This window comes from Calothrix sp. NIES-2098 (genome assembly GCF_963875125.1).
Lineage (GTDB): Bacteria > Cyanobacteriota > Cyanobacteriia > Cyanobacteriales > Nostocaceae > Aulosira.
Genome location: NZ_CAWNKJ010000002.1, coordinates 26,879 through 48,454 on the forward strand (window position 1 = coordinate 26,879; position 21,576 = coordinate 48,454).

Below are 21,576 nucleotides of genomic sequence, written 5' to 3' on the forward strand. Positions count from 1 at the left end.
ATTTATGTCTGATCAATATTTTTCATCTCCTTAGCTTTCCCTGATTCCCCAGCCACGACCGTGCAAAAGTGTTGCGAGACATTACCTACGAAAAACCCATGCTGTAAGCAGATCTAGATTTCATAGAGTAAGTGTTTCTTAGTTTTTTCTTTCTCCAAAACTGGTGAAGAAAAGAGCAGTGTAGGTGGGGGTGCGAACCCCGCACACGCCACTTGGTTATAAATCAAAATCAAGAGTGAAAGTTTCGCCATCTGAAGTTTCTTGAATTTCCTGTGTAGATGGCGTTGGAGTAGACTGTTCTTCTGGGTTTTGCTTTGTAGCACTAGGAGTAACAACAGGTGTATGTGGGACTGCTGAATATATCGGGAATGCACCTTTTTTGAATGCAAAATAGCAATCAATGATAAAGTAAAGCGTCTCTAGGTAACTTTTATCTAATTGTTGTGATTCTGCAAATATGCGTTCGCGGTAGCTGTCTTTAATGCGAATTTTTTCTGGGGTTGAGTCTTGTTTATCTGCCATTGTTATCTTCTACAAAGTATGCTTAGGTATTCTTTTTGACAATCGCTTTAGCCATTTCTAGGAGTCCAAAGGCATTAGCTTCTACCGGATTATCCAGAATTCTGAAACCATTCTTCTCTAATAACTTCTTAAATCCAGGTAACAGACAACCGCCACCAATCGCCCAAATTTCATCTCCAGTGTGTTTGGCATCAAGTGTGAGATTCACAACTTTCTTCAAGTATTTTTCATACCAGTCTTTTAAACAAGCACTATAAACATCTTTGATATCAATGTCACGGCTATACCTGGTATGTCCCATTTCTAGACAAAATCGAATCTTTGATGGATCGCCGATTTTCCCGCCATTGAGATGTTTCATTTTTTGAGAGATATCCTCTATGAGAACTTCTACACCTGTGGGATAAGGAGTATGAACTTCCCGCTTACCTTGGCTGTAACGAGAATACAGAGTTGTACCGTTGCCAAAGTCTAAAACGGTTAATTTTGGGGGAAGTTGTTGTCCAAACAATGCACCCATTCCCTCGGGGACGACTTTGAGTACTTCAATCTTTACCTCTGAAACTTTGCCAGCAAGTATTGGTTGGTATTCACCGTTGAGTACTTGTTTCAATTCTTCTGCCAAACCAACATCATGTAGGCTGACGACTAACTTTAAATGCCAAGCTTTACGGTGTGGCAGATGTGCCAATGCACCCAATAATGTAATTAGTGCATTATTGACTTTGTTCTCGTTGTTATCTGTATTACGGTCAAAATGATAACCTGTGCGAAAAGCAGATTCGCCGACAGTGTAAGCAGTACCATTGAAAACTACTCTTCCGGGGACATCTTCCATCTCAACGGAAGAAATGTAGCTGGGTACGCGAACAACATCAAAGCCATCGACTAAAAGTTTCAGGCTACCGTAACCGTTATCAAAGCCCGCTGGAAAAATTTTTTGTAAAGCGTGAATGTTGGTCATGGGGGTCAAGTAGGGCATAAAGTATTAATTAGCCAAAAATACCCTAAGCATCACCTATATATATCCTAAATAGGGGTTAAATTGAGTATCAAAATTCCCGACTATTTATAGGGTATATATAGCCCTCACTTATACCCTAGAAAAATTCTTGTGGATTGGTAACGATGTCAACTTTTGTGCTCTACTTTTACAAAAGTAGTAGAACTAGTCCAACTGACTATTTGATTGAGCAAGAAGCGCATAAATAGCTCATTGACCAATAATCCATGCTGCGTAAACTCTAACTTTTATTTATGGGGATAAGCCGCGCTTGTGATTTTAATCGCCATCTTTTGGCTATAAGCTAATCGTCATTCATTTTTCCAGGCTGATTCACTTGTAGTAAGGGTTTCAGCCCTAGTTTTATACAACTTAAATGCTGATTAGATTATTACTTCCATTTTTTATCTCCGCTTGAACTTAATTAGCAAAATTCAGGGATTGAAACTGTAAGATAAATTCAAGCATTGAGAACTTTAGAGAGCGCTACTAACTTTTGTTCTAGGAGTGCTCGTAACTGTTGAAGCTGTTCCTGACTAGCTCCCTGTAGCGAATCTTCAGATAGCTCCTTAATTTTTTGAATTACAGCTTTCACTTCTTTCGATTCAGATTTTTTGTACTTTAAATATTTATCCTTAATTGCTTTAATCAGTTGACGGGTTTCTGGGACTGTCAGGTTTTCGTTTAATACTTTATTTGTAGCGGCAATTCGCTCGGAAGTTGCTTGTTCTTCCTTTATGTCAAGTCCTTTTGCTGAAAGTGTTGCCAATGCTAAAGCATGAGCGCCCTTCAAGCCCTTTTGCCTAATTGCATCTTTCAAATCTTGAGGTAAGAATAGCATTGGCATAAGATTAGTTTTTACAGAACTTGGATTTAAGCCTAGTTCTAACAGTACTAAAAGTAGACTTTGCTCTGTATCTATAACTCCTAACTGCTCTAAACCTTGTTGCTGCTTTTCAGTGCTAACATTGATGAGATTTGTGAGTTCTTTGCTGTTACCATCTCTTTCTATTCGTTTAAGTACTGTTCCTAAAAGCGTAAATATTTCATCTATTGTTAAATCTGTAGACTTAGTTACTTCTTTAAATACCGCCTCTGCCTTATCTAAAGGGTTTAAATCCTCAAAGCCAAGAAAAGTAATAAGTGCAGATTGGGTTAAATCTTTAGGCATTGGAACCACGACAGCGCGAATGGTTTTCCATCCTAAAACCCTTGCACCCTCAGTACGCAGTTGACCATCAAGCAGCATATAGCGTCCGTTTTCCTGAAGTACCAGAATAACTGAAGAAATTTGCCCATGCTTTTTGAGTAAACGTGCTTTCGCTTGAATTGATTCTGATGTAATTGTCTGCCGAGGTTGGTTAGGATTGGAATCGATCAGGTCTAAGTCAATCTCAACTTCTCCTGATTGATTTTGTAACTGTTCTCGAAGTTTTTCCAATTCTATTTCTAAATCTGGGGATTGAGTAGCTCTTAGGCGCTCCACTTCTGACTGAAGTTCGGCAATTTTTTGTTCTTGATCTGTCTTTTGAATTGCGCCACTGAATCTGTCAGCAATTTTAGGTAAGGCCACGGTTATTTCTTCTCCTTTTTATCCTTTATCAAAGCTGCTAAATCGTCTGCTATTGGTTTGAAATCTTTACAAGCAGGATGCTTGGGACGGAATTTCTGTAAAGGCAAGCCATGAGCACTAGCATTTTTAAATTCATTCGAGTTGCGAACTTTGGGGTAAAGCTTCAAGTGTAACTGATTAGCAATTTCTGGCAATTGCTCTAAATATTGTCTATGCATTGCCACCGACTCATCATACATACTTGGTACAAAACCGAGAATTGGTGGTCTTGGTTCAAGATGCAATTCCTCCGCTGTGGAAATACACCATTCTACTAGTTCAGCTGACCCAGAAATGGCTTTCATTTCCAGTTGTACTGGTACTAAAATATGTGTTGACGCTGCTAAAGCATTGACATTAAGCATTCCTAAGGTGGCAGGACAATCCAAAATTATTAAGTTATGAGGCAGTGGGGAACTTTTAAGGCGATCGCTTAGTGCATACTCTCCTCGTTTTCTAATTACCAATTCATTTGCTATCTCAGCTAATAGTGGATGTCCTTGACAGACTTCTACTTTGTGATCCTGCCAAACCCGAACAAGAGACCAATTGCCTTTGAAGTCTTTCGATAAAACTTTTACTAAAGTGTTTGATGCTTCTGCTGGTGGTAGTCCGCAAAAAACATCCAAAGAACGCTGTGGATCTAGATCAATCATTGCTACTGAAAAGCCACGCCGACTCATTTCATAAGCAAGGTGTACACTCAGCGTAGTTTTGCCTACACCGCCCGCGTTTGCCAAAAGTGAAAGAACTATCTGCTTCATATGATTAGTTTTGTCGAATTTCAAAATCCGACATAATGGTGTTGAATATTTACTTTTAAGGACGTGACTGCAAAAAAGTGCTTTAGTTTAAACGTTTAGATTTGATATCCTCTCACCAATAAAAAAGTACCGTTTAGGGGTGGAGTTAATCAGCGATTTCCAGTCGGAGCCAGTCTTTTTGGTTGATATGTTAATCGATTTTGGATTTGAGATTGCTAGGCGGTAGCGTAGCAAAGAGTAAGGGTAAGAGACGCACTCGCATTCGCGATTTGGAATACAAGGATTTGTTCTGTCCACAGATGTGCATAAACTGAAATCATCTAAAATCTAAAATTGGTACGATCAAAGTAGTTGCTTGTTTACAGAGTAAATAAGGCTGGCTCCTACTTTTGGTTTAGTAATACCCCACCGGTGAAACACACTTTTTTTCAGGCTTTGCGCCAATAATATAGTTGCAGCAGCCTAATAGAACGAAGACGGTAGAGGTTATTATATGCAGTTTTGTCTGCTACATTAGCATGTCGGATTTTAAAATTCTACAATTGCACTGTCTGAATTTTCTATGAATTGAAGTAATTACCGCGCTCGCCTAAGAACAACTGGTACGTTCTGGATATAAAATACCGAACGGTGCGAAAATTATTATTAGTGGATATAACGCGCCTAATCAGAACCATGAACGCTTTTGAGGTTGATCGGCAGCAAAAACTACAAGCGCAACTCGCCCAAGCATACTCCCAGCTACCACCCCTAGAGCAAAAAATTGTCCAATTATTCTCAGTAATTTACGAACCTGTCAACAGAACTTCGTTTTTAGAATGTTTTAACTACATCGGTGCGCGTGATACAAATTACAAATATTTAATTAGCTCCACCTTAAAACCTTATATCGATGGATTACTAACAGCAGGTTTGCTGATTCAAGGACAAGGACAGGGGCCTCAGTGTCATCCATTACTGGTAGAGATTGCTACTCGCTCGGCAGTAAAAGCTGGCTGTTTTGAAGTCATGGTCAAAGCAGTGCAAGACAAGCTCAAAGTAAAGAGTCGTTGGCAAGATGGGCCACTGTATTTCCAAAGCGATCGCCAATTTATTCGAGAAATCCGGATTGGTCTTTACAATCAGAACCTCAGTTACATTAATAAACAAATTGAAGACTATAACAGATACAATTACAACGACGACAAGATATCTCTAGAAAATATCTTCGAGCAGATTTGCACTAACCCATTTGATGCCGATTGGTTTCGCACCCTGCCACAGGAATTATATGACAACTGCATATCAATCATCCTCATCAATGCCGCGTTGAAATGTTCTCCCGCAGATGAAGCCTTTACCTTACTGCAAGAAGAATGCGCAAAAGAAGGTGGACATAACTCAGATTACCTGCACATAGTTTTGACAGAACAATTACTACTGCGGGGTTGTATTCAAGAAGCACAGCAGAGTTTAGATTCCATATCCGAAGATTATCGAGATAATAGCCTTGTATACAGAGGTTGGTTGAATTTTTTACGCGGCGATAATCAGCAAGCCATAACCGATTACACTGCTGGTCTCAAAGCCATCAAAAAAGCCACAGGCAAGCGACAGGTGTATTTTAGTACTATGGGCGGCTTGTTTTTTATCTTGGCACTAATCAAAGATGGTTCGCGGGAAAGTCTCCAGGAAGCACTTGATTATACAAGTTTACTGGCACGTCAATCAGATCATTGGCTGAGACCGATTTATGCACAGTTGAAAATCTTGCTGCAAGTCCAATTAGGCGACATCGCTCAAAAAGAATTGATCATCAGCAACCGCATTCTATTCCCTGAAGAACACAACAGCCTAGAAACCCTATTTTTCGCCCTGTGCCATTACTGGGTAGATACCGACAGAGCCAAAAAACATCTGCCCAGGTTGTTAGAGGAATTCTACCAGCAAGCCGTGGCATCTGGTTATCACTGGTTAGCAATGGAGAGTGCAGAACTCTTGTCCCGACTCAAACCGCACAGCAGTTATGAAACCCAAGCAGAAATCCTGCGCGAAGATATCGGCATAGACAGCATTGTTGACTTGATGCAGCCACAAGAACCTTGGGAGATGTGCTTAAATGCACTAGCAAATCTTCAGAAAGCATCGCCAACACCTGTAAAGGCTCAAGCAGAACTACGCTTGGCATGGTTTATTACTTTCTACCCCAGCAAATGTCTTCTGCAACCACGCGAACAAAAGGTTAATGCCAAAGGTGAGTGGAGCAAAGGTCGCCCCATAGCCATCAAGCGCCTGAGCGGAAATCTGGGTGAGCTTGATTATCTCACATCTCAGGATCTGAGAGTATGTGGCTGTATTGAAACATTTACTTCCTATGATTATGGATATCGTGGCAAGGTTGAGTATACCTTCAGCGCCAAGGCAATCTCTGCGTTAATTGGACATCCCTTGGTATTTTGGGAAGATGCACCAACCACCCGCGTAGAAATCGTCAAGGGAGAACCAGAATTAATCGTTAAAAAGGGTAAACGCGATCGCTTAATTTTAGAATTTTCTCCCAAACTAGAGCCATCACAGAATATCCTCACTATTAAAGAAACCCCAACCCGCATTAAGGTAATTGAAATTAGTGCCGAACACCGACGCATCGCGGAGATTATCGGTAAGGAAAACCGACTCTTAGTTCCCGCCACTGCCGAAAAGCAAGTCTTAGCCGCCATCAATGCCGTCTCTGGCATCGTCACCGTGCATTCTGATATCGGTGGCGGACTAGAGGGAGCAGAAGAAGTACCAGCCCAGACTATACCCCACATTCACCTGTTGCCTGCCAATGCTGGATTGAAAATATCTGTGCTATCTCGTCCCTTTGCCCAAGGTGGCCCCTATTACTGTCCCGGCACAGGTGGTGAGACTGTAATTGCAGAGATTGACGGTAAGCGTCTGCAAACCAGGCGCAATCTCCAGGAAGAAAAGCAACTTGCCAATACCGCCCTTCAAGCCTGTCCTACCTTAACTCGTGCTGAAGAACAAGATAGGGAATGGCTCATAGAAGATCCAGAGGACTGTTTGGAACTGCTGCTGGAACTGCAAGCATTAGGGGACACAGTGGTACTGGAATGGCCGGAAGGAGAAAAACTGCGTATCAAGCACCAAGCAGACTTGAAAGATTGTCAGATGTCCATTCAACGGCAGCAAGATTGGTTTGCTGCTACTGGGGAGTTGAAACTGGATAAAGACCTGGTGCTGGATATGCAGCAACTTTTAGAACTCTTGGATAAAACCCCCAGTCGTTTTATTCCCCTGGGAGATGGTCAATTTTTGGCTTTAACCCAAGCCTTTCGCAACCGTCTTGATGAATTGCGATCGTTTTCAGAAAAGCACAGTAAAGGTATCCGCTTTCATCCCTTAGCAACATTAGGCTTAGAGGATTTTGTCGATGAGGTAGGCAAAGTAAAAGCAGATAAACACTGGAAGGCACATATCCAGCGTTTGAAGGAAGTACAAAGCCTGCAACCGGAACTCCCCTCTACCTTCCAAGCAGAACTGCGCGACTACCAGATGGAAGGCTTCAATTGGCTGGCGCGGCTGGCACATTGGGGTGTGGGAGCCTGCTTAGCAGACCAAATGGGACTCGGTAAGACCGTGCAGGCGTTGGCTGTCATCCTGATGCGTGCCCATGAGGGGCCAACCCTAATTATTGCCCCAACTTCCGTGTGCATGAATTGGGTGAGTGAAACGCAGAAGTTCGCTCCTACTCTTAATATTGTGCAATTTGGTGGGAGCGATCGCCAGCAACTACTCAACAACTTACAACCCTTTGATATGCTGGTGTGCAGCTATGGTCTGTTGCAGCAAGAAGAAGTATCGCAAATGCTATCCCAGATGCAGTGGCAAACAATTGTCCTGGATGAAGCCCAGGCAATCAAAAATATGACCACCAAACGTTCCCAAGCAGCGATGAACCTCAAAGGTGGTTTCAAACTGATTACCACCGGGACTCCCATTGAAAACCACCTTGGTGAATTGTGGAATTTATTCCGCTTTATCAATCCTGGGCTTCTGAGTTCCTTTGAAAGCTTCAATCAACGCTTTGCTATCCCCATTGAGAAATTTCAGGATAAACAAGTACGCAGCAAACTCAAAAAACTCATTCAACCATTTTTGTTGCGTCGCCTGAAAAATCAAGTATTAGAAGAATTACCCTCCCGTACCGAAATTCTGTTACACGTAGAGTTGAGTCGGGAGGAAATGGCATTCTATGAAGCGTTGCGCCGTGAGGCAATATCCAAACTGACCGAAAGTGAAGCAATTGCTGGTCAGAAACATCTGCAAGTGCTGGCAGAAATTATGAGACTGCGACGGGCTTGCTGTAATCCCAGTCTCGTTATGCCTGATACTGAACTATCCAGCGCGAAACTGCAACTTTTTGCTGAGGTGCTAGGGGATTTACTGGAGAATCGCCATAAGGCTTTGGTATTTAGTCAGTTTGTTGACCATTTACACATCATCCGCGATTATCTGGATAAACAAGGTATTAATTATCAATATTTAGATGGCAGTACCCCAGCCGCAGAACGGAAAAAACTGGTGGATGCTTTTCAAGCCGGGTCAGGCGATGTATTTTTGATTAGCCTCAAGGCGGGCGGTACAGGACTTAACCTTACTGCCGCAGATTATGTCATCCACATGGACCCTTGGTGGAATCCCGCCGTAGAAGACCAAGCCTCTGACCGCGCCCATCGCATCGGTCAACAACGCCCGGTGACTATCTATCGCTTAGTAGCAAAAGATACTATTGAAGATAAGATTGTGGACTTGCACCACCACAAGCGAGATTTGGCAGATAGCCTGCTTGAAGGTACTGATATTAGTGGCAAGATATCTACAGAGGCGTTACTGGAGTTGATTGGGGTATGAGATTAGCACAAGTTTTATGACCGAATTTTAGATTTTAAATAGTGGAATTGAAAATTCAAAATCTCAACAGGTCTCAAGCAAGCGAATTAATTAGTGGAATAAATCCAAAATCCACAATTTTTAATTTTGAAACCGTGCCAAAACATCATAATTCTGTATAGAATTAATCAATTAAATTGGGTGTATCTTTAAAAACACCCAGTTGTTGACGGTTGGTATTGACTGTCAACTGTCAAATACAAACTATCAACACATCCCTATGCTTCTCTCAGTATTTAAAACCTGCGTTCCTAGAAAAGAAATTTTAGCAGGGGAACTTTCTCCTGAATTATTAGCCGCCAAGTTACGGCTCGTTGTGGAAGGGAAAGCACCCCAATTATACCAAGATCCGACAGCATTTTTCGCCAATATTTTTGCTACTGACGGTTTAAAAACTCTAATTTCTGAAGTGTTTGGGCAGTTACTCAAGGAAGCTGTCGGTTCTCCTATTACCCGGCTACAAACTAGCTTTGGTGGTGGTAAAACCCACGATAAAATTGCTTTATGCACATTACTAAAAACGGGCGAGCCATTTCTGGACTAGACCGTTTTGTTGACCTGAATTTAATTCCAGACCGACTCATTTGATTTTCTGTCTTTTCAAAGATACGGAGTTTTTTCAGAAATCAAATAATAGCCCTATATTGCAAATGCATAAAAGTTCAATAGTTGTTGAAACTAACCATAGAGATAGTATCAATCACAAAAGTTATCAATACGTAAATCTCGCCAGATGTCAGACACCTGCCAGCCAGTGTTACCCACAGACTGGAGAACTGGAGAATCTTGCACTGGAGCGTAGATGTGAAGATATTCTCTCGATTGGCTTTTTGCCTTCACATCTGGCTGCTGCTCAATGATAGGTTCATCAGCAGAGACTGTCTCTGAAGGAGCAACTTCCTCAACTGCTGGCTGTGAAGCAACAGACTTTTTGACCATCAGTAGTTCCGGCTTTTTGATAGGTTTCATATTTATCTCGGTAATAAAAGCTTGATAGCAGAAAAACAGATGTAGCTAAAAATTATGTTTATGCCTCATCTATAGTGAGTAATTGGATAGCCCTTCACAAGTAGTGAAAACAAGACAATCTGTTCGGTCTGTTGAAGGGAGCAATTGAGTATTCGCAAGTTCTTTCTATGGGTTGGTCTCATTCAGGGCATCAGATGAAAGTCGGGCAGTATACCAAGTACATGATTTTAGGTATCTTTTCTGGCTATGAGAGTGCTTATGTACTATAAAGTTAGTACAGCAGTATTTAACTTTCAAAAAAAGGTAGATAAAATGCAAAGCTCTTGAGAAGCAAAATTTTGGATAAAAAAGCATATTTCGCTGTAAATCTAGGTTTTTGCGGTCAGTAAATGGATGAGGAAGATTATTCATATTGATATGGATGCCTTTTACGCATCAGTAGAGCAACGGGATCATCCCAGCTACCGAGGCAAACCATTAGTAGTCGGTGGCAGTCCCAATCAACGCGGTGTAGTAGCCGCCGCTAGTTACGAAGCCAGAAAATTTGGCATTCACTCAGCGATGCCTTCAGTCATTGCGATCGCTCTTGTCCAGGGCTAATCTTTGTCAAACCAAGATTTGAAGTTTACCGAGAAATTTCACAGCAAATCCACGACATATTTAAACGCTACACCGATTTAGTAGAAGGGGTAGCGCTAGATGAAGCATATCTGGATGTTACCGAAAATAAGCAAAACATCACCTATGCTTCGACTATTGCCAGTACAAGGCGGCAGAAATAAACAGAGCATTAAATAGCCAAAACTTTGCCCTTATATGTCCACTTAAAAGGTAAGCGCTATTGTTTGATTAAAGTAGTCAATAAAATGGAGAATTCGATTCTTTAAATCATCCTGGCTGACGAAACTTGCACGCTTTAGTAACTTGCAAACCAAAATACTAGACTTGTCCGAAATATTAACTTAGGAAAAGAAAAATGGTAAAACGTTGAATTAAGTGTCTACCATTTTTCTCAATTACGTATGGTTTTTGATTATATCGAGAAATATCCACATAGAACAAAACAAATTTTAGGAATTAGTTACGAACAATTTCAATCACTGTTAAATTGCGCCAGACAACGCCATCAGGAAATTAAAACTAAACTCCAGAGCCGAAAAATAAGAATTAATGCGGCTGGTGGTGGACGTCCAGAAAAGTTATTCATCCAAGAACAAGTATGTTTATGTTTATTTTATTTAAGACATATGCCAACATTTCAAGTCTTAGAAATATTGTTTAGTGTTTCCAAAACTGAGGCTAACGATACATTCCATTAATGGATATCTATTCTTCGAGACATTTTCCAATCAAGTTTATTAGAACAAGTCTCAAATAATGAGAGTGATTTACTATTTGTTCAAGAAGTATTAACCAATTTTCGGCTATTAGTCGATAGCCTAGAACAACCAATATATAGGGATTCTGACTCCGAGCAACAAAAAATTTTTCTGGTAAAAAGAGACAACATACATTAAAAAGTCTAATGGTTGGAATGCCGGAAAGAAAGGACATCGTGGAAGTAGAAATAGGTGTTCCTGGTCCAACAGCCGACGTTAATTTGTTTCGTAAATCTCAAAAAAAGTTTGATAAGTCTCAACCTTTTTCGGGTGATAAGGGGTTTCAAGGTGGCGAAAATATTACTAGACCTCATAAAGAAGACCGAAACGAGAACTAACTTAACAGCAAAAAGATGAAAACAAAGCTTTGTCTAGTAATCGGATATTGATCGAGTATTTGATTCGATTGCTTAAAATATTCTGCATAGCTCGAGAGCAATTTCGCTTAAAACTTGAGACTTATGAGCAGATTATGTTTAACAGTTTGCGGATTAGTTAGGTTAAGAATTGGTAGCTTAGTCCTGCCAACTTAGTTAGTAGCAAAAATTATAAGTTTTTTAGAAATTAGGAGTTGATTTTTATGCCTCTAAACTATCGTTAACTATTTCATACCCTTATAACTCCGTTTTTATGAAGATATCAAAGTTTTGCCCCAAAGCTTTGAACAGTCTGGCTTGGGAATTTTCGGACAGGTCTATTATATTTATTTGTTCCTGCATCGCAGAAAAACAATAAAATAGATACAGTTACCTAACTGGAGGTATAACACTGCTGAAAGCCACAAAAGCGATCGCCCAAAAATTCTACACCTTGTCTGTACTGTGTTTGTTGTTATTCTTGATGTTTACGGGAAATAGCTGGGCACAAATTCCTAGTGAGACAAAAATCACCCCTATAGTTGAAAAACTCATTGATACCAATGCCCGTGTGCGTTTAGAAGCACATGATGCACTTGTGAATATTGGTTCGGGGGCAGTACCGACGTTGGTAGAAAACCTCAAAAACCCAGATTGTAACATTCGCTGGCGTGCGGCTTGGGTTTTGGGTGATATGGGTACGGAAGCTGCGACTGCGGTGGGTGCGCTGACGGAAGCTTTGCAGGATGAAGATGTTCAAGTACGCATGTATGCAGTATTGGCTTTGGGTGAAATTGGCAGACCTGCAAAATCTGCGGTTCCGGCTTTGATGGCAGCTTTGCAGGATAAGGAACAATATGTTCGCATTTATGCAGCTTCGGCTTTGAGACGGATTGGTACGGAGGCAAAAGTTGCGGTTCCGTCTTTGATTAATGCGTTAAAAGATAGTAATCCACGGGTGCGGAAAAATGCAGCTTTGGCTTTGGGTGCAATGGGAACTGAAGCTAATTCTGCGGTAAAGGTTTTAATTCCTTTGTTGGATGATAGCGAATATTATGTGCGATATGCAGTAGTTAAGGGTTTGGGTAGCATTCTTGGCGGTTATCAGGATGTGGCTGATAATTTGCCTAGTGCAAAATTGGCGAAGGTTATAGGGGATTTTGAGCAGGTGATTCAAATTCTGGAATCACACAAAGATAATTTTACCGAAGTGGATAATGCTCGAATCCGTCGTCCTTTGGAAGCATTGAAAGCGGAGAAGGAAACCCGTTTATTTGATGTTGCGAGCGCGTGGATTTTGAAACATAAGCTAGTACTAGGATTAATAATCTATGTAGTTTTCCTCCCTTCGCTGTGGCTGATATTATTGCAAATCAAACCTTTATGGTTGTTACAAATTAATAATGCTCTAAAACCTTATACCGATTTTTCCCTGCCATTTCTCAGTATCAATGTGCCGTTGCGGTACGTGTTATTTATTGGTTGGTTTCATTTCCATCCCCAAGTGCTGGATGCATGGGTAGACAAGTATATTGAGTCAGCGCGATCGGAGTTTCCCAAAAAAGACACAGTTACTAGTCGTAGTAATTATATCCCGATTCCGGTTGTCTTAGATGGCAATACCTTACCCCAATTAACGCCGGAGAATTTACGTCCAACTTTTGAGAAACAGCGCAGTTGTTTGGTAATTTGTGGTGAAGGTGGGATTGGCAAAACCAGTTTAGCTTGTCAAATAGCCAATTGGAGTATTGAAGCACAGCAAGATCAACGACTTTGCGAACATTTGATGTTGCCTGTGCTTTTAGAAGACGAATTTCGCCAAGTTGATGGTAAGTTGGCACTAATTGAAGCCATTCGCGGACAATTGCGATCGCTTATTGATGAACCAGAACCAATATGCGAAGAGTTGCTGTTAAAGCTGCTCAGAAAAAGACGCATTTTAGTCATAGTTGATCGATTCTCAGAACTAAATTCAGCTACTCGTGAAGCTTTACAACCAGATTCACCAGATTTCCCGGTAAATGCGTTGGTGATTACTTCCCGGTTGGAAGAAAAATTAGGACAAGTAAATAAGACTATTATCAAACCATTGAGGATTGAAGCAAACAAGCTTTCGTCGTTTATGGAAGCGTATTTAATGCAGCGAGGGAAGCGAGATTTATTTACCGACCAGGAATTTTTTGATGCTTGTACAAAACTATCATTAATGGTGGGACAACGTAATATCACGGTGTTATTAGCAAAATTATATGCCGAAAAATTAATTGCTAATATCGCGTCTCCAAACATTACTGTACAAAATGGTGGTGTCCCCGAAACAGTTCCCAGTTTGATGTTGGGATATTTAAACGAGTTAAATCGCTATGTTATGGGAGAAAAATTGAATGATAGAACTGTACATCAAGATGCAAAAGTCATTGCTTGGGAATGTTTGCGGGAAAATTACCAACCAGGAACAGCAAAACGTGAGGATTTATTAGCTGTTTTAGCTGCATTAAACCCAGACAATCCAGATACACGCCTTGATTATCTGGAAAATAGTCTACATTTAATTCAAACAATTGGCTCCGCAAAAGATAAAATTAAATTCTGCCTTGATCCTTTAGCCGAATATTTAGCTGGATTGTATCTGGTGGACATGTACGAAAGCAACGAAAGCAAATGGCGATCGCTTTTCTTGAAGAAGGCTGATGATTTGGTGAAAAACAATCATCAAGATGCCATCAAAGGGTTTTTGATTGCTGTTGTTGATTGCTATTTATCTCAAATTACTAATGCGAAAGATTCTGACTTAGTACCGCAGAAATTGAGTAAGTTAACTGGGGTTGTTCCCATGACACCATAAACCTATAGGAATCTTGCTAAGTATGCTGAGAAACAAACCTTTGTATAGCAAGCTTATAACCAACTTGGTTATTCAGAAATCAAATAGGAGTCCTATACGATTCTTAGTATCAGTTTCGGGTGCATCCCACTTTTTATTCTCCCAACAATAAATAAGAACGTAAGATGGTGACACAAATCTGAAGTCAGAAAGTAATAGGACACCAGTAAGTGATAATAAAGTCATCAAAACTAGGTGTATCCATGACTCCCGAAGAAGAACAACAGATAATAGAGCATTCTCGTGCAATAGCAAAGATACTGTACAAAAATACTGCAAGTGAGCAACTGACAAGTTTGGCAAAAATAGAATCAATAGTACGCCAAAAAATGTAGGAATATATCATGCCAGAAGTAGGGGTTTTTTTTATCGAAAATGCCACAGGAGAAAGCAGGGGATACAAACGAAAAATAAAAAGTATAATTGGGATTTTGCCAATTACCAACTCTCAAGCACAAAAGCTAGAACTCAGACTACATAACCAATTGAGTCCATATTTAGAAGCTTGTTGTCTACGAATCAGCGCGTCGGTATCGTATCAACGTGCGGCAGAAGATATCGAATATTTAACTGGGGTAAAAGTATCAAAAACTATACAGCAAAGACTGGTACATCGGCAAAATTTTGAATTACCACAAGTAGAATCAATCGTGGAAGAATTGAGTGTGGATGGCGGAAATATCCGCATTCGTACTCCAGAAGGTAAACCCTGTGATTGGAAGGGTTATAAAGCTACTTGCTTACATGACAAACAGGCGATTGCTGCCTCATTTCAAGAAAATAGTCTTGTGATTGATTGGGTCAACACTCAACCACTTGCTTCGATTCTCACCTGTATTGGCGATGGTCATGACGGCATTTGGAATATTGTGCGCGATTTTGCTCCCCAACACCAGCGTCGAGAGGTGCTTGATTGGTTTCACCTTATGGAAAATCTACATAAGGTGGGTGGTTCAAATCAACGGCTCTTTCAGGCTACAACCCTTCTCTGGCAAGGAAAAGTTGATGATGCTATCGCTGTGTTTTCTGAGTGTAATCTCAAACAAGCCGAAAATTTTTGTGCTTACCTTGAAAAATATCGACACTGTATTGTCAATTATCAGTATTATCAAGCTGAACAGATTTGTTCTATCGGTTCTGGCGCTATTGAGTCTACTGTTAAACAAATTGACTGTCGAACTAAAATTTCTGGTGCACAATGGAAATCTGATAATGTTACTCAAGTCCTAGCTCATCGTTGTGCTTATCTCAATGGTTTAATCTCTGCTCGCTAAATAAAAACTGGGATGCTCCCCTAAAGATTTACTTTATAAATGGTCTCTAAGGCAGCTAGTAGTGGAGATAGTATTAAAAATACAGCCAAATTATTAAAGAACGTTCCCACAGCTAATGATATTAGATATCATCTCAATAAAATCAACAAGTTTGAGGAATTAGAGGCGTAAATAAATCAAGCGATGAAAAGTCGAATTCCTTTAGGATTGAAAAAAAGGCTCTTTAAAATAGCGATTGATTTAAATTTAATTTGTTATTATGGTAAGCCAACATCAGAGGAATCAGCATACATATATCGAAGTCAACCCAAAGCTGGTACTCATTCATTTTACTTCTTGAGCAACTTTATATGTGATTACTAAGAATAAGCGTGTAACCCTTGCAATAAGGGGTGTTCGTCAATCAGATACTAGTGTTGCTCTGATTACTTATTTATTATCAGAACTTGACTCTCTTAAAATAAATGTGAAGAAACTCTATTTAGATAGAGATTTTTTTAATACTCCTGTAATCCGATGGTTGCAGGCATTAGATATTCCCTTTCTTCTGCCTGCCATCAAAACTGGACAAAAGGGAGGTATAAAGCAATTTCTCAAGGGCAGGAAAAGTTATAAAACTACTTATACAATAACAAGAGATAAAGATGATTCAGTTACATTTGATTTATGGATTATTTGTAAGTATAGGAAGGGAAAGCGTAATCAGCGTGGAGTTCAATACTTTGTTTATGTCGCTCACAAGGTAAGAACAAATTTAAATTATATTTATCAAGATTATAGAAAAAGATTTGGCATTGAAACTAGTTATCGTCTGAAGAATATTTGTCGAATTAGAACAAATAATAAAAATCCAGTTTTGAGATTACTATTTGTGGGTATATCTTTTCTTTTAGTTAATATTTGGGTAAATCTACTTTGGCTCAGAATCAGTCGTAAAAGGAAAGGTAGCCGATTAATTTATCGCATACTTTTTGCGCTAAAACAGATGTTAGCCTTTTTATCTCAAGCCCTACAGCGGAAATATCAAGTCGTTGAAAGCATATATATTCCATCAGGTTAATATTGACCATTTTCGGCTAGCTAATTATCAGTAATCATAATCTATACTATGTCTGCTAGTCAGGATATTCTGTATTTTTAAGTATCATAAGCTACATTGTGTCTAGCTATTGCTCTTCTCTCAAAAACTTTTTGGTTTACTGGTTAATAACGCATCCCCTGAATCATCTGTATTACCGTGCGTTACGCTACGCTAACGCACTGGACTTGCGTAAATCCTATATTTTATTAAATTGTGATTTTTATCACTTTGATTTGTAATAATCCTCTAACAAATTTCAGCCAGTGAACTCATTGGTTGAATTTTTTATTGATGGTAAACAAATATTAGTAATTTACTCCTGGTGATATAGCTATCCTCTCCGCCTTAGGTAGGTTAAAACCTGTTTAACTATGCATAAAATTATTTTAATGCAATTGACAAAGCTCAGGTTATTGCTTCACTGATTGACATTAATGTTCAATCTTAGTTTTTGATAAACTTTTACGTTCGGAAAAACCAGCCAGAGCTTTTTAAAGATGAATTTGACCACTTTCTATAAAAAAGATAAGGACAATAATGATTGATTTAGAACACTTTGGCTTCTTTTTTCTGATACTAACAGTCTTGATGTTGACATTTAATGAAATGAGCTTGGCGTTGGATGAATCTGATATTGAGAGTTTTTCGTTGTGGACAGGTATTGCTGCTGTAATTGCTGGTTTACCGATAATTTTTTATCGAGTTTTAGTATTTTGAGGTGGTAATTTCAAGTGTGTAAAGAGTTGCAAAGACGCGATTTATCGCGTCTGTACTCAAGAGTCAAAAATTGGACTTTTGCAGCTAGATAAACTCTAAAAAAACTGGAGCCGATCAGTAAACGTTTTTCCTTGATGTCCTGGCTGCCCACCTGATTTCTTTTTCGGCTGATTTGATTCCTCTTGTGTTAATACTTTTTTGTTTTCGCTCTTTTTGTGGATATCTCCTGATGGAGGTTTCGATGAAGTTTTACTGTCAATTTTTAAGCTTTGTTTGAGCCTTGCTACTTCCTCTTGCAACGCCTTAATAATTTCTACCAACTGTTCCTTTGACAATTGGTTTAGTTCTTCTTCTGTTTTGGCTTTTAAACCTCGTCTATGTTGAAAACCGTAGTTTTTCCTCGTCAGAGTCAAGGTGATTTTTCACCCACAAGCGATCGCTTTTGGGTCTGTGATTTGATTAACTTGTGATAGTAGAAAATTAGGAATCGCGTTAACATAAGCTCAAAAGGTAACAAATCATGACTGAACGAGAATTTCCCAATTGGGAAGCGCTCTATCAAGAACAACTAGCCGTTATCCCACTGGCACTATCGTGATGCAGAGTAACTCATCTACCAATATCTAACCTCAGCAACTCATGAGCTATCCCAGATGAGGTCTTGGTGGAACATTATTCTGCTGAAAGGGTGAGGAATCGTTCTCCTCGATCTTTGATACTTAAGTCTGGAATTGCAAAAACTATCAAAACAAGCAATGAAAGACGATCGATTAGAGATGCAAGACCCCCGGCAGCAATATCCCGCTCCGCCCTTTCCCCAACAACCGCAGCCCGTACCAGGACTTGCTCAAAAGATGCAGCCCCAACCGGATCACGGTGAGCAAAGCTACATTGGATGTGGAAAGCTTGCAGGTCGCAAGGCATTGATCACGGGAGCCGATTCTGGTATCGGGCGCGCTGTGGCGATCGCATTTGCGCGAGAAGGTGCTGATGTCGCGCTCGCCTATCTTAAGAGCGAGGAGGCTGATGCTCAAGAGGTCATCCAATTGATTGAACAATCAGGGCGCAAAGCGGTTGCGCTTCCCGGTGACATTACCGACGAGCATTTTTGCCAAAAGCTGGTGACAGATGCAGTGCAATCTTTGAACGGTTTAGATATTCTCGTGAACAATGCTGGCGCACAGACATCTTACCCCTCAATTAGCGAGATCACGACTGAGCATTTCGATAAAGTGATGAAGACAAACCTCTACGCGCTATTTTGGATTACCAAAGCAGCCATTCCACATCTTTTACCCGGAGCATCGATTATTAACACCACTTCGATTCAGGCTTATCAACCTTCAGCGAGTCTGCTTGACTATGCGATGACGAAAGCGGGCATTGAGAATTTCAGCAAATCTCTGGCAAAACAGATGATCGAGAAGGGAGTGCGTGTTAATGCAGTCGCACCTGGCCCATTCTGGACACCGCTACAGCCGAGTGGTGGTCAGACCCAGGACAAGATCGAGAAATTTGGTTCTGAAGTTCCGCTCGGAAGACCCGGTCAGCCTGTGGAAATTGCTCCTGTGTATGTGTTGCTTGCTTCCCAAGAAGGTAGCTACATCACGGGAGAAGTTTATGGTGTAACAGGCGGCATCGGGATTGCCTAGTTCAAAATGTTGAAACAACTCTAGGAGAACTTTTATCAGAGTCACTGATCTTGAAAATACTGATAAGAGCGCGTTGAGGTGAACGCTCATCGCATTTGCACTAACTGTGACGTGCGTTCCCTCTCGCTCCCTATTCCCCTGCCCCTTTTGACATTGGTAATGTTGCGATCGCCAGATCTATAGTAGTTTGTCTAATGTAATTGGCAAATCGCGGACGCGTTTACCTGTGGCATGATAGACAGCGTTAGCGATCGCTGCCGCAGTAGCAGTAATACCAATTTCACCAATTCCCTTGACACCAAGCGGGTTGATATGTGGGTCATGTTCATCGACAAACAACACCTGAATATCGGGAACGTCTGCATTCACTGGTACGTGATACTCAGCTAAATCATGGTTGACAACGCGTCCTAGATTCGGGTCTATGACCGTATGTTCCATTAACGCCATACCAATACCATAAATAATCCCACCAATCAGTTGACTGTTGGCTGTTTTAGCATCAAGGTTCATTATCTCAATACTTCGGACAAAATTAAGCAGCAATAATGCCGTAAGATCGTAGGTTTTGATAGTTAGGATGGGATTTAATTACAGTCTCACAGAGTCCTAACTTTGAAATAAAAGTGTCGAGCAAGTGGTCATTGAGTGCACGTCGCTTAATACTTGCCATTGAGAAGACAAAGGGTTTTTGACCCAACTGGTGCTGATGAGCATCGAGCTTGGCAATATTGAGAGCAGCAAAACTGGCATTAAAATGAAAGTCCAGCTTTTTGACATCACGGGCTTGACAATCACTCAGTCCGGTAAACTGTTTAGCATCACGGAAGATAAATTCGATTTGAAAGCGCAGCTTGTAGAAACGATAAATCTCGTCTGCTGATTGGTTGATATCTGTTGAGAATAGAACTGAGTAACTCGGTTTGCTAGGGTTACGGTGGTCGAGTAAATAAGCCAGACGGATCTTACGTTTTAATGAAACGTGCCACACAACTGCTGTATAGAGTTTAACTCCTTCAGGTAGTTCGCCAGGGCAAACGCATCTAAATATAGTACAAGAATACTAAAAAAGGGCTAAAAGCAGGAAAATCTAGCGGCAAAGTTCCGTCTTAGTCGGTGGTATGGAGGATAACTAAAGCGACTAGGATGGTAAAGTGATGGATGGTCAAATGTAGAATCAAGTACCTAAAAAAGCGTGAAGCTCAAGCCCAAAATTACAATTGCTGACCACTTTGCACAGATGGAAGATCCAAGAGTAGATCGCACAAAACGGCACAAGTTAATTGATATTCTTACCATTGCCATCTGTGCAGTAATTTGTGGAGCAGATAGTTGGGTGGCAATTGAACTATATGGCTGCACGAAATATGAATGGTTAAAAACGTTTTTGGAGTTACCAAACGGGATACCATCACACGATACATTTGCAAGGGTATTTGCTCAATTAGATACCCAAAAATTCCAAGAATGTTTTCTGTCATGGATGAGAACAATACAAAAGATAACGTCAGCGGAAATAGTAGCAATTGACGGTAAGACTCTATGTGGTTCTAATGATAAAGCATCTGGGCAAAGTGCGATTGAAATAGTTAGTGCCTGGGCAACGACAAATAGAATGGTGTTAGGTCAAGTAAAAGTAGATTCTCATTCCAATGAAATTACAGCAATCCCAGAGTTGTTAAAGGTGCTAGAACTGTCTGGGTGTATTGTGACAATAGATGCAATAGGCTGTCAAAAAAATATTGTAAAGTTAATTGCCCAGCAAGATGCAGACTACGTAATTACCTTAAAAAAGAATCAAGGAAATCTTGCTAATGAAGTAGAAGAACTGATTGCTGAAGGAATAAGAACAGGCTTCCAAGGATTAAAGCATAGCACGTATAAAACAGAAGAAGTTAGTCATGGTCGTCACGAAATTCGTCATTATCTAATGATATCTAATATCGGAAATAAGCTTGACCCAGATTCAGTTTGGGCAAAATTAAATAGCATAGGCATGGTGGAGTCTGTACGGGAATTAGATGGCGAGACAACTGTAGAAACCCGTTATTTTATTAGTAGCCTGGAAGATAACGCCCAAAAGTTTGCTAATTCTATTCGCAGCCATTGGGGAATTGAAAATTCACTACATTGGGTATTGGATGTAGCATTAAACGAAGATAATTGCCGCATAAGAAAAGATAACGCACCACAAAATTTTGCAGTTCTGCGCCACATTGCAGTGAATCTATTAGGTAAAGAGAAACGGGTGAAGGTAGGAGTAAAAAACAAACAATTTCTAGCTGCAATGGATAATCAATATTTAACTAGATTACTTTCCTTAGCTTCAAGCTGATTTTATAGGACATTGAATCAGGCTATAACTAATTTTCTATTCAGGTCGCAGTTATTAAGTCATCTTGTTCACTTACTGCTAATTGTTGATTTA

14 protein-coding genes and 5 pseudogenes are annotated in these 21,576 nt (G+C 40.3%); 11 read left to right on the forward strand and 8 right to left on the reverse strand.

All coding sequences use genetic code 11. From position 1 onward, the window contains the following. Nucleotides 1-216 precede the first annotated feature (216 nt). The 4 genes from AACU33_RS36480 to AACU33_RS36495 all read right to left on the reverse strand — a co-directional run bounded on the left by AACU33_RS36480 (nucleotide 217) and on the right by AACU33_RS36495 (nucleotide 3,901). Complete coding sequence (locus tag AACU33_RS36480; protein ID WP_096595542.1) at nucleotides 217-522, reverse strand: hypothetical protein; 306 nt, start codon at nucleotides 520-522, stop codon at nucleotides 217-219. A 22-nt stretch (nucleotides 523-544) separates the two neighbouring features. Then, a complete protein-coding gene (locus AACU33_RS36485; protein ID WP_096595838.1) occupies nucleotides 545-1,486 on the reverse strand; it encodes a ParM/StbA family protein in 942 nt (313 codons plus the stop codon). Nucleotides 1,487-1,985: 499 nt separating this feature from the next. After that, the gene (locus AACU33_RS36490) at nucleotides 1,986-3,098 is read right to left on the reverse strand and encodes a ParB/RepB/Spo0J family partition protein (RefSeq protein WP_339376547.1); all 1,113 of its coding nucleotides are present in this window, start codon (nucleotides 3,096-3,098) and stop codon (nucleotides 1,986-1,988) included. 2 nt (nucleotides 3,099-3,100) lie between these two features. Further along, complete coding sequence (locus tag AACU33_RS36495; protein ID WP_096595544.1) at nucleotides 3,101-3,901, reverse strand: ParA family protein; 801 nt, start codon at nucleotides 3,899-3,901, stop codon at nucleotides 3,101-3,103. A gap of 675 nt (nucleotides 3,902-4,576) precedes the next feature. Here AACU33_RS36495 and AACU33_RS36500 point away from each other — a divergent pair. Then, nucleotides 4,577-8,797, forward strand: a complete 4,221-nt coding sequence (locus AACU33_RS36500) for a DEAD/DEAH box helicase (RefSeq protein WP_096595545.1) — start codon at nucleotides 4,577-4,579, stop codon at nucleotides 8,795-8,797. A gap of 259 nt (nucleotides 8,798-9,056) precedes the next feature. Beyond that, a complete protein-coding gene (locus tag AACU33_RS36505) occupies nucleotides 9,057-9,380 on the forward strand; it encodes a hypothetical protein (protein ID WP_339376548.1) in 324 nt (107 codons plus the stop codon). 152 nt (nucleotides 9,381-9,532) lie between these two features. Here AACU33_RS36505 and AACU33_RS36510 read toward each other — a convergent pair whose 3' ends face one another. After that, entirely contained in the window at nucleotides 9,533-9,805 is a 273-nt protein-coding gene (locus AACU33_RS36510; RefSeq protein ID WP_096595547.1) for a hypothetical protein, read from the reverse strand. A gap of 417 nt (nucleotides 9,806-10,222) precedes the next feature. Between AACU33_RS36510 and AACU33_RS36515 the strand changes: the two are divergent. The 7 genes and pseudogenes from AACU33_RS36515 (at nucleotide 10,223) to AACU33_RS36545 (ending at nucleotide 17,496) form a co-directional block, all read left to right on the forward strand. Beyond that, nucleotides 10,223-10,587, forward strand: a pseudogene (locus tag AACU33_RS36515) (Y-family DNA polymerase). A gap of 240 nt (nucleotides 10,588-10,827) precedes the next feature. Continuing rightward, nucleotides 10,828-11,124: a helix-turn-helix domain-containing protein gene (locus AACU33_RS36520; protein ID WP_339376549.1), complete on the forward strand. Its 297-nt coding sequence runs from the start codon at nucleotides 10,828-10,830 to the stop codon at nucleotides 11,122-11,124. 206 nt (nucleotides 11,125-11,330) lie between these two features. Then, entirely contained in the window at nucleotides 11,331-11,522 is a 192-nt protein-coding gene (locus AACU33_RS36525) for a hypothetical protein (protein ID WP_339376550.1), read from the forward strand. Nucleotides 11,523-11,994: 472 nt separating this feature from the next. After that, entirely contained in the window at nucleotides 11,995-14,385 is a 2,391-nt protein-coding gene (locus AACU33_RS36530) for a HEAT repeat domain-containing protein (protein WP_339376551.1), read from the forward strand. Between the two features lie 242 nt (nucleotides 14,386-14,627). Continuing rightward, a pseudogene (locus AACU33_RS36535) lies at nucleotides 14,628-15,698 on the forward strand (ISKra4 family transposase). 48 nt (nucleotides 15,699-15,746) lie between these two features. After that, nucleotides 15,747-16,758: pseudogene (locus tag AACU33_RS36540) on the forward strand (ISH3 family transposase); the annotation flags it as partial. A gap of 558 nt (nucleotides 16,759-17,316) precedes the next feature. Then, entirely contained in the window at nucleotides 17,317-17,496 is a 180-nt protein-coding gene (locus AACU33_RS36545) for a hypothetical protein (protein ID WP_096595551.1), read from the forward strand. Nucleotides 17,497-17,618: 122 nt separating this feature from the next. Here AACU33_RS36545 and AACU33_RS36550 read toward each other — a convergent pair. Further along, nucleotides 17,619-17,903: pseudogene (locus tag AACU33_RS36550) on the reverse strand (DUF6444 domain-containing protein); the annotation flags it as partial. Between the two features lie 348 nt (nucleotides 17,904-18,251). Here AACU33_RS36550 and AACU33_RS36555 point away from each other — a divergent pair. Continuing rightward, nucleotides 18,252-19,148, forward strand: a complete 897-nt coding sequence (locus AACU33_RS36555; protein WP_096595555.1) for an SDR family oxidoreductase — start codon at nucleotides 18,252-18,254, stop codon at nucleotides 19,146-19,148. Between the two features lie 177 nt (nucleotides 19,149-19,325). Here AACU33_RS36555 and AACU33_RS36560 read toward each other — a convergent pair. Both AACU33_RS36560 and AACU33_RS36565 read right to left on the reverse strand, forming a co-directional pair. Continuing rightward, nucleotides 19,326-19,655, reverse strand: a pseudogene (locus AACU33_RS36560) (molybdopterin cofactor-binding domain-containing protein); the annotation flags it as partial. Nucleotides 19,656-19,683: 28 nt separating this feature from the next. Further along, entirely contained in the window at nucleotides 19,684-20,139 is a 456-nt protein-coding gene (locus AACU33_RS36565) for a transposase (RefSeq protein WP_096595557.1), read from the reverse strand. 204 nt (nucleotides 20,140-20,343) lie between these two features. Between AACU33_RS36565 and AACU33_RS36570 the strand changes: the two genes are divergently transcribed. Next, nucleotides 20,344-21,483, forward strand: a complete 1,140-nt coding sequence (locus AACU33_RS36570; protein WP_096595559.1) for an ISAs1 family transposase — start codon at nucleotides 20,344-20,346, stop codon at nucleotides 21,481-21,483. Nucleotides 21,484-21,576 lie beyond the last annotated feature (93 nt).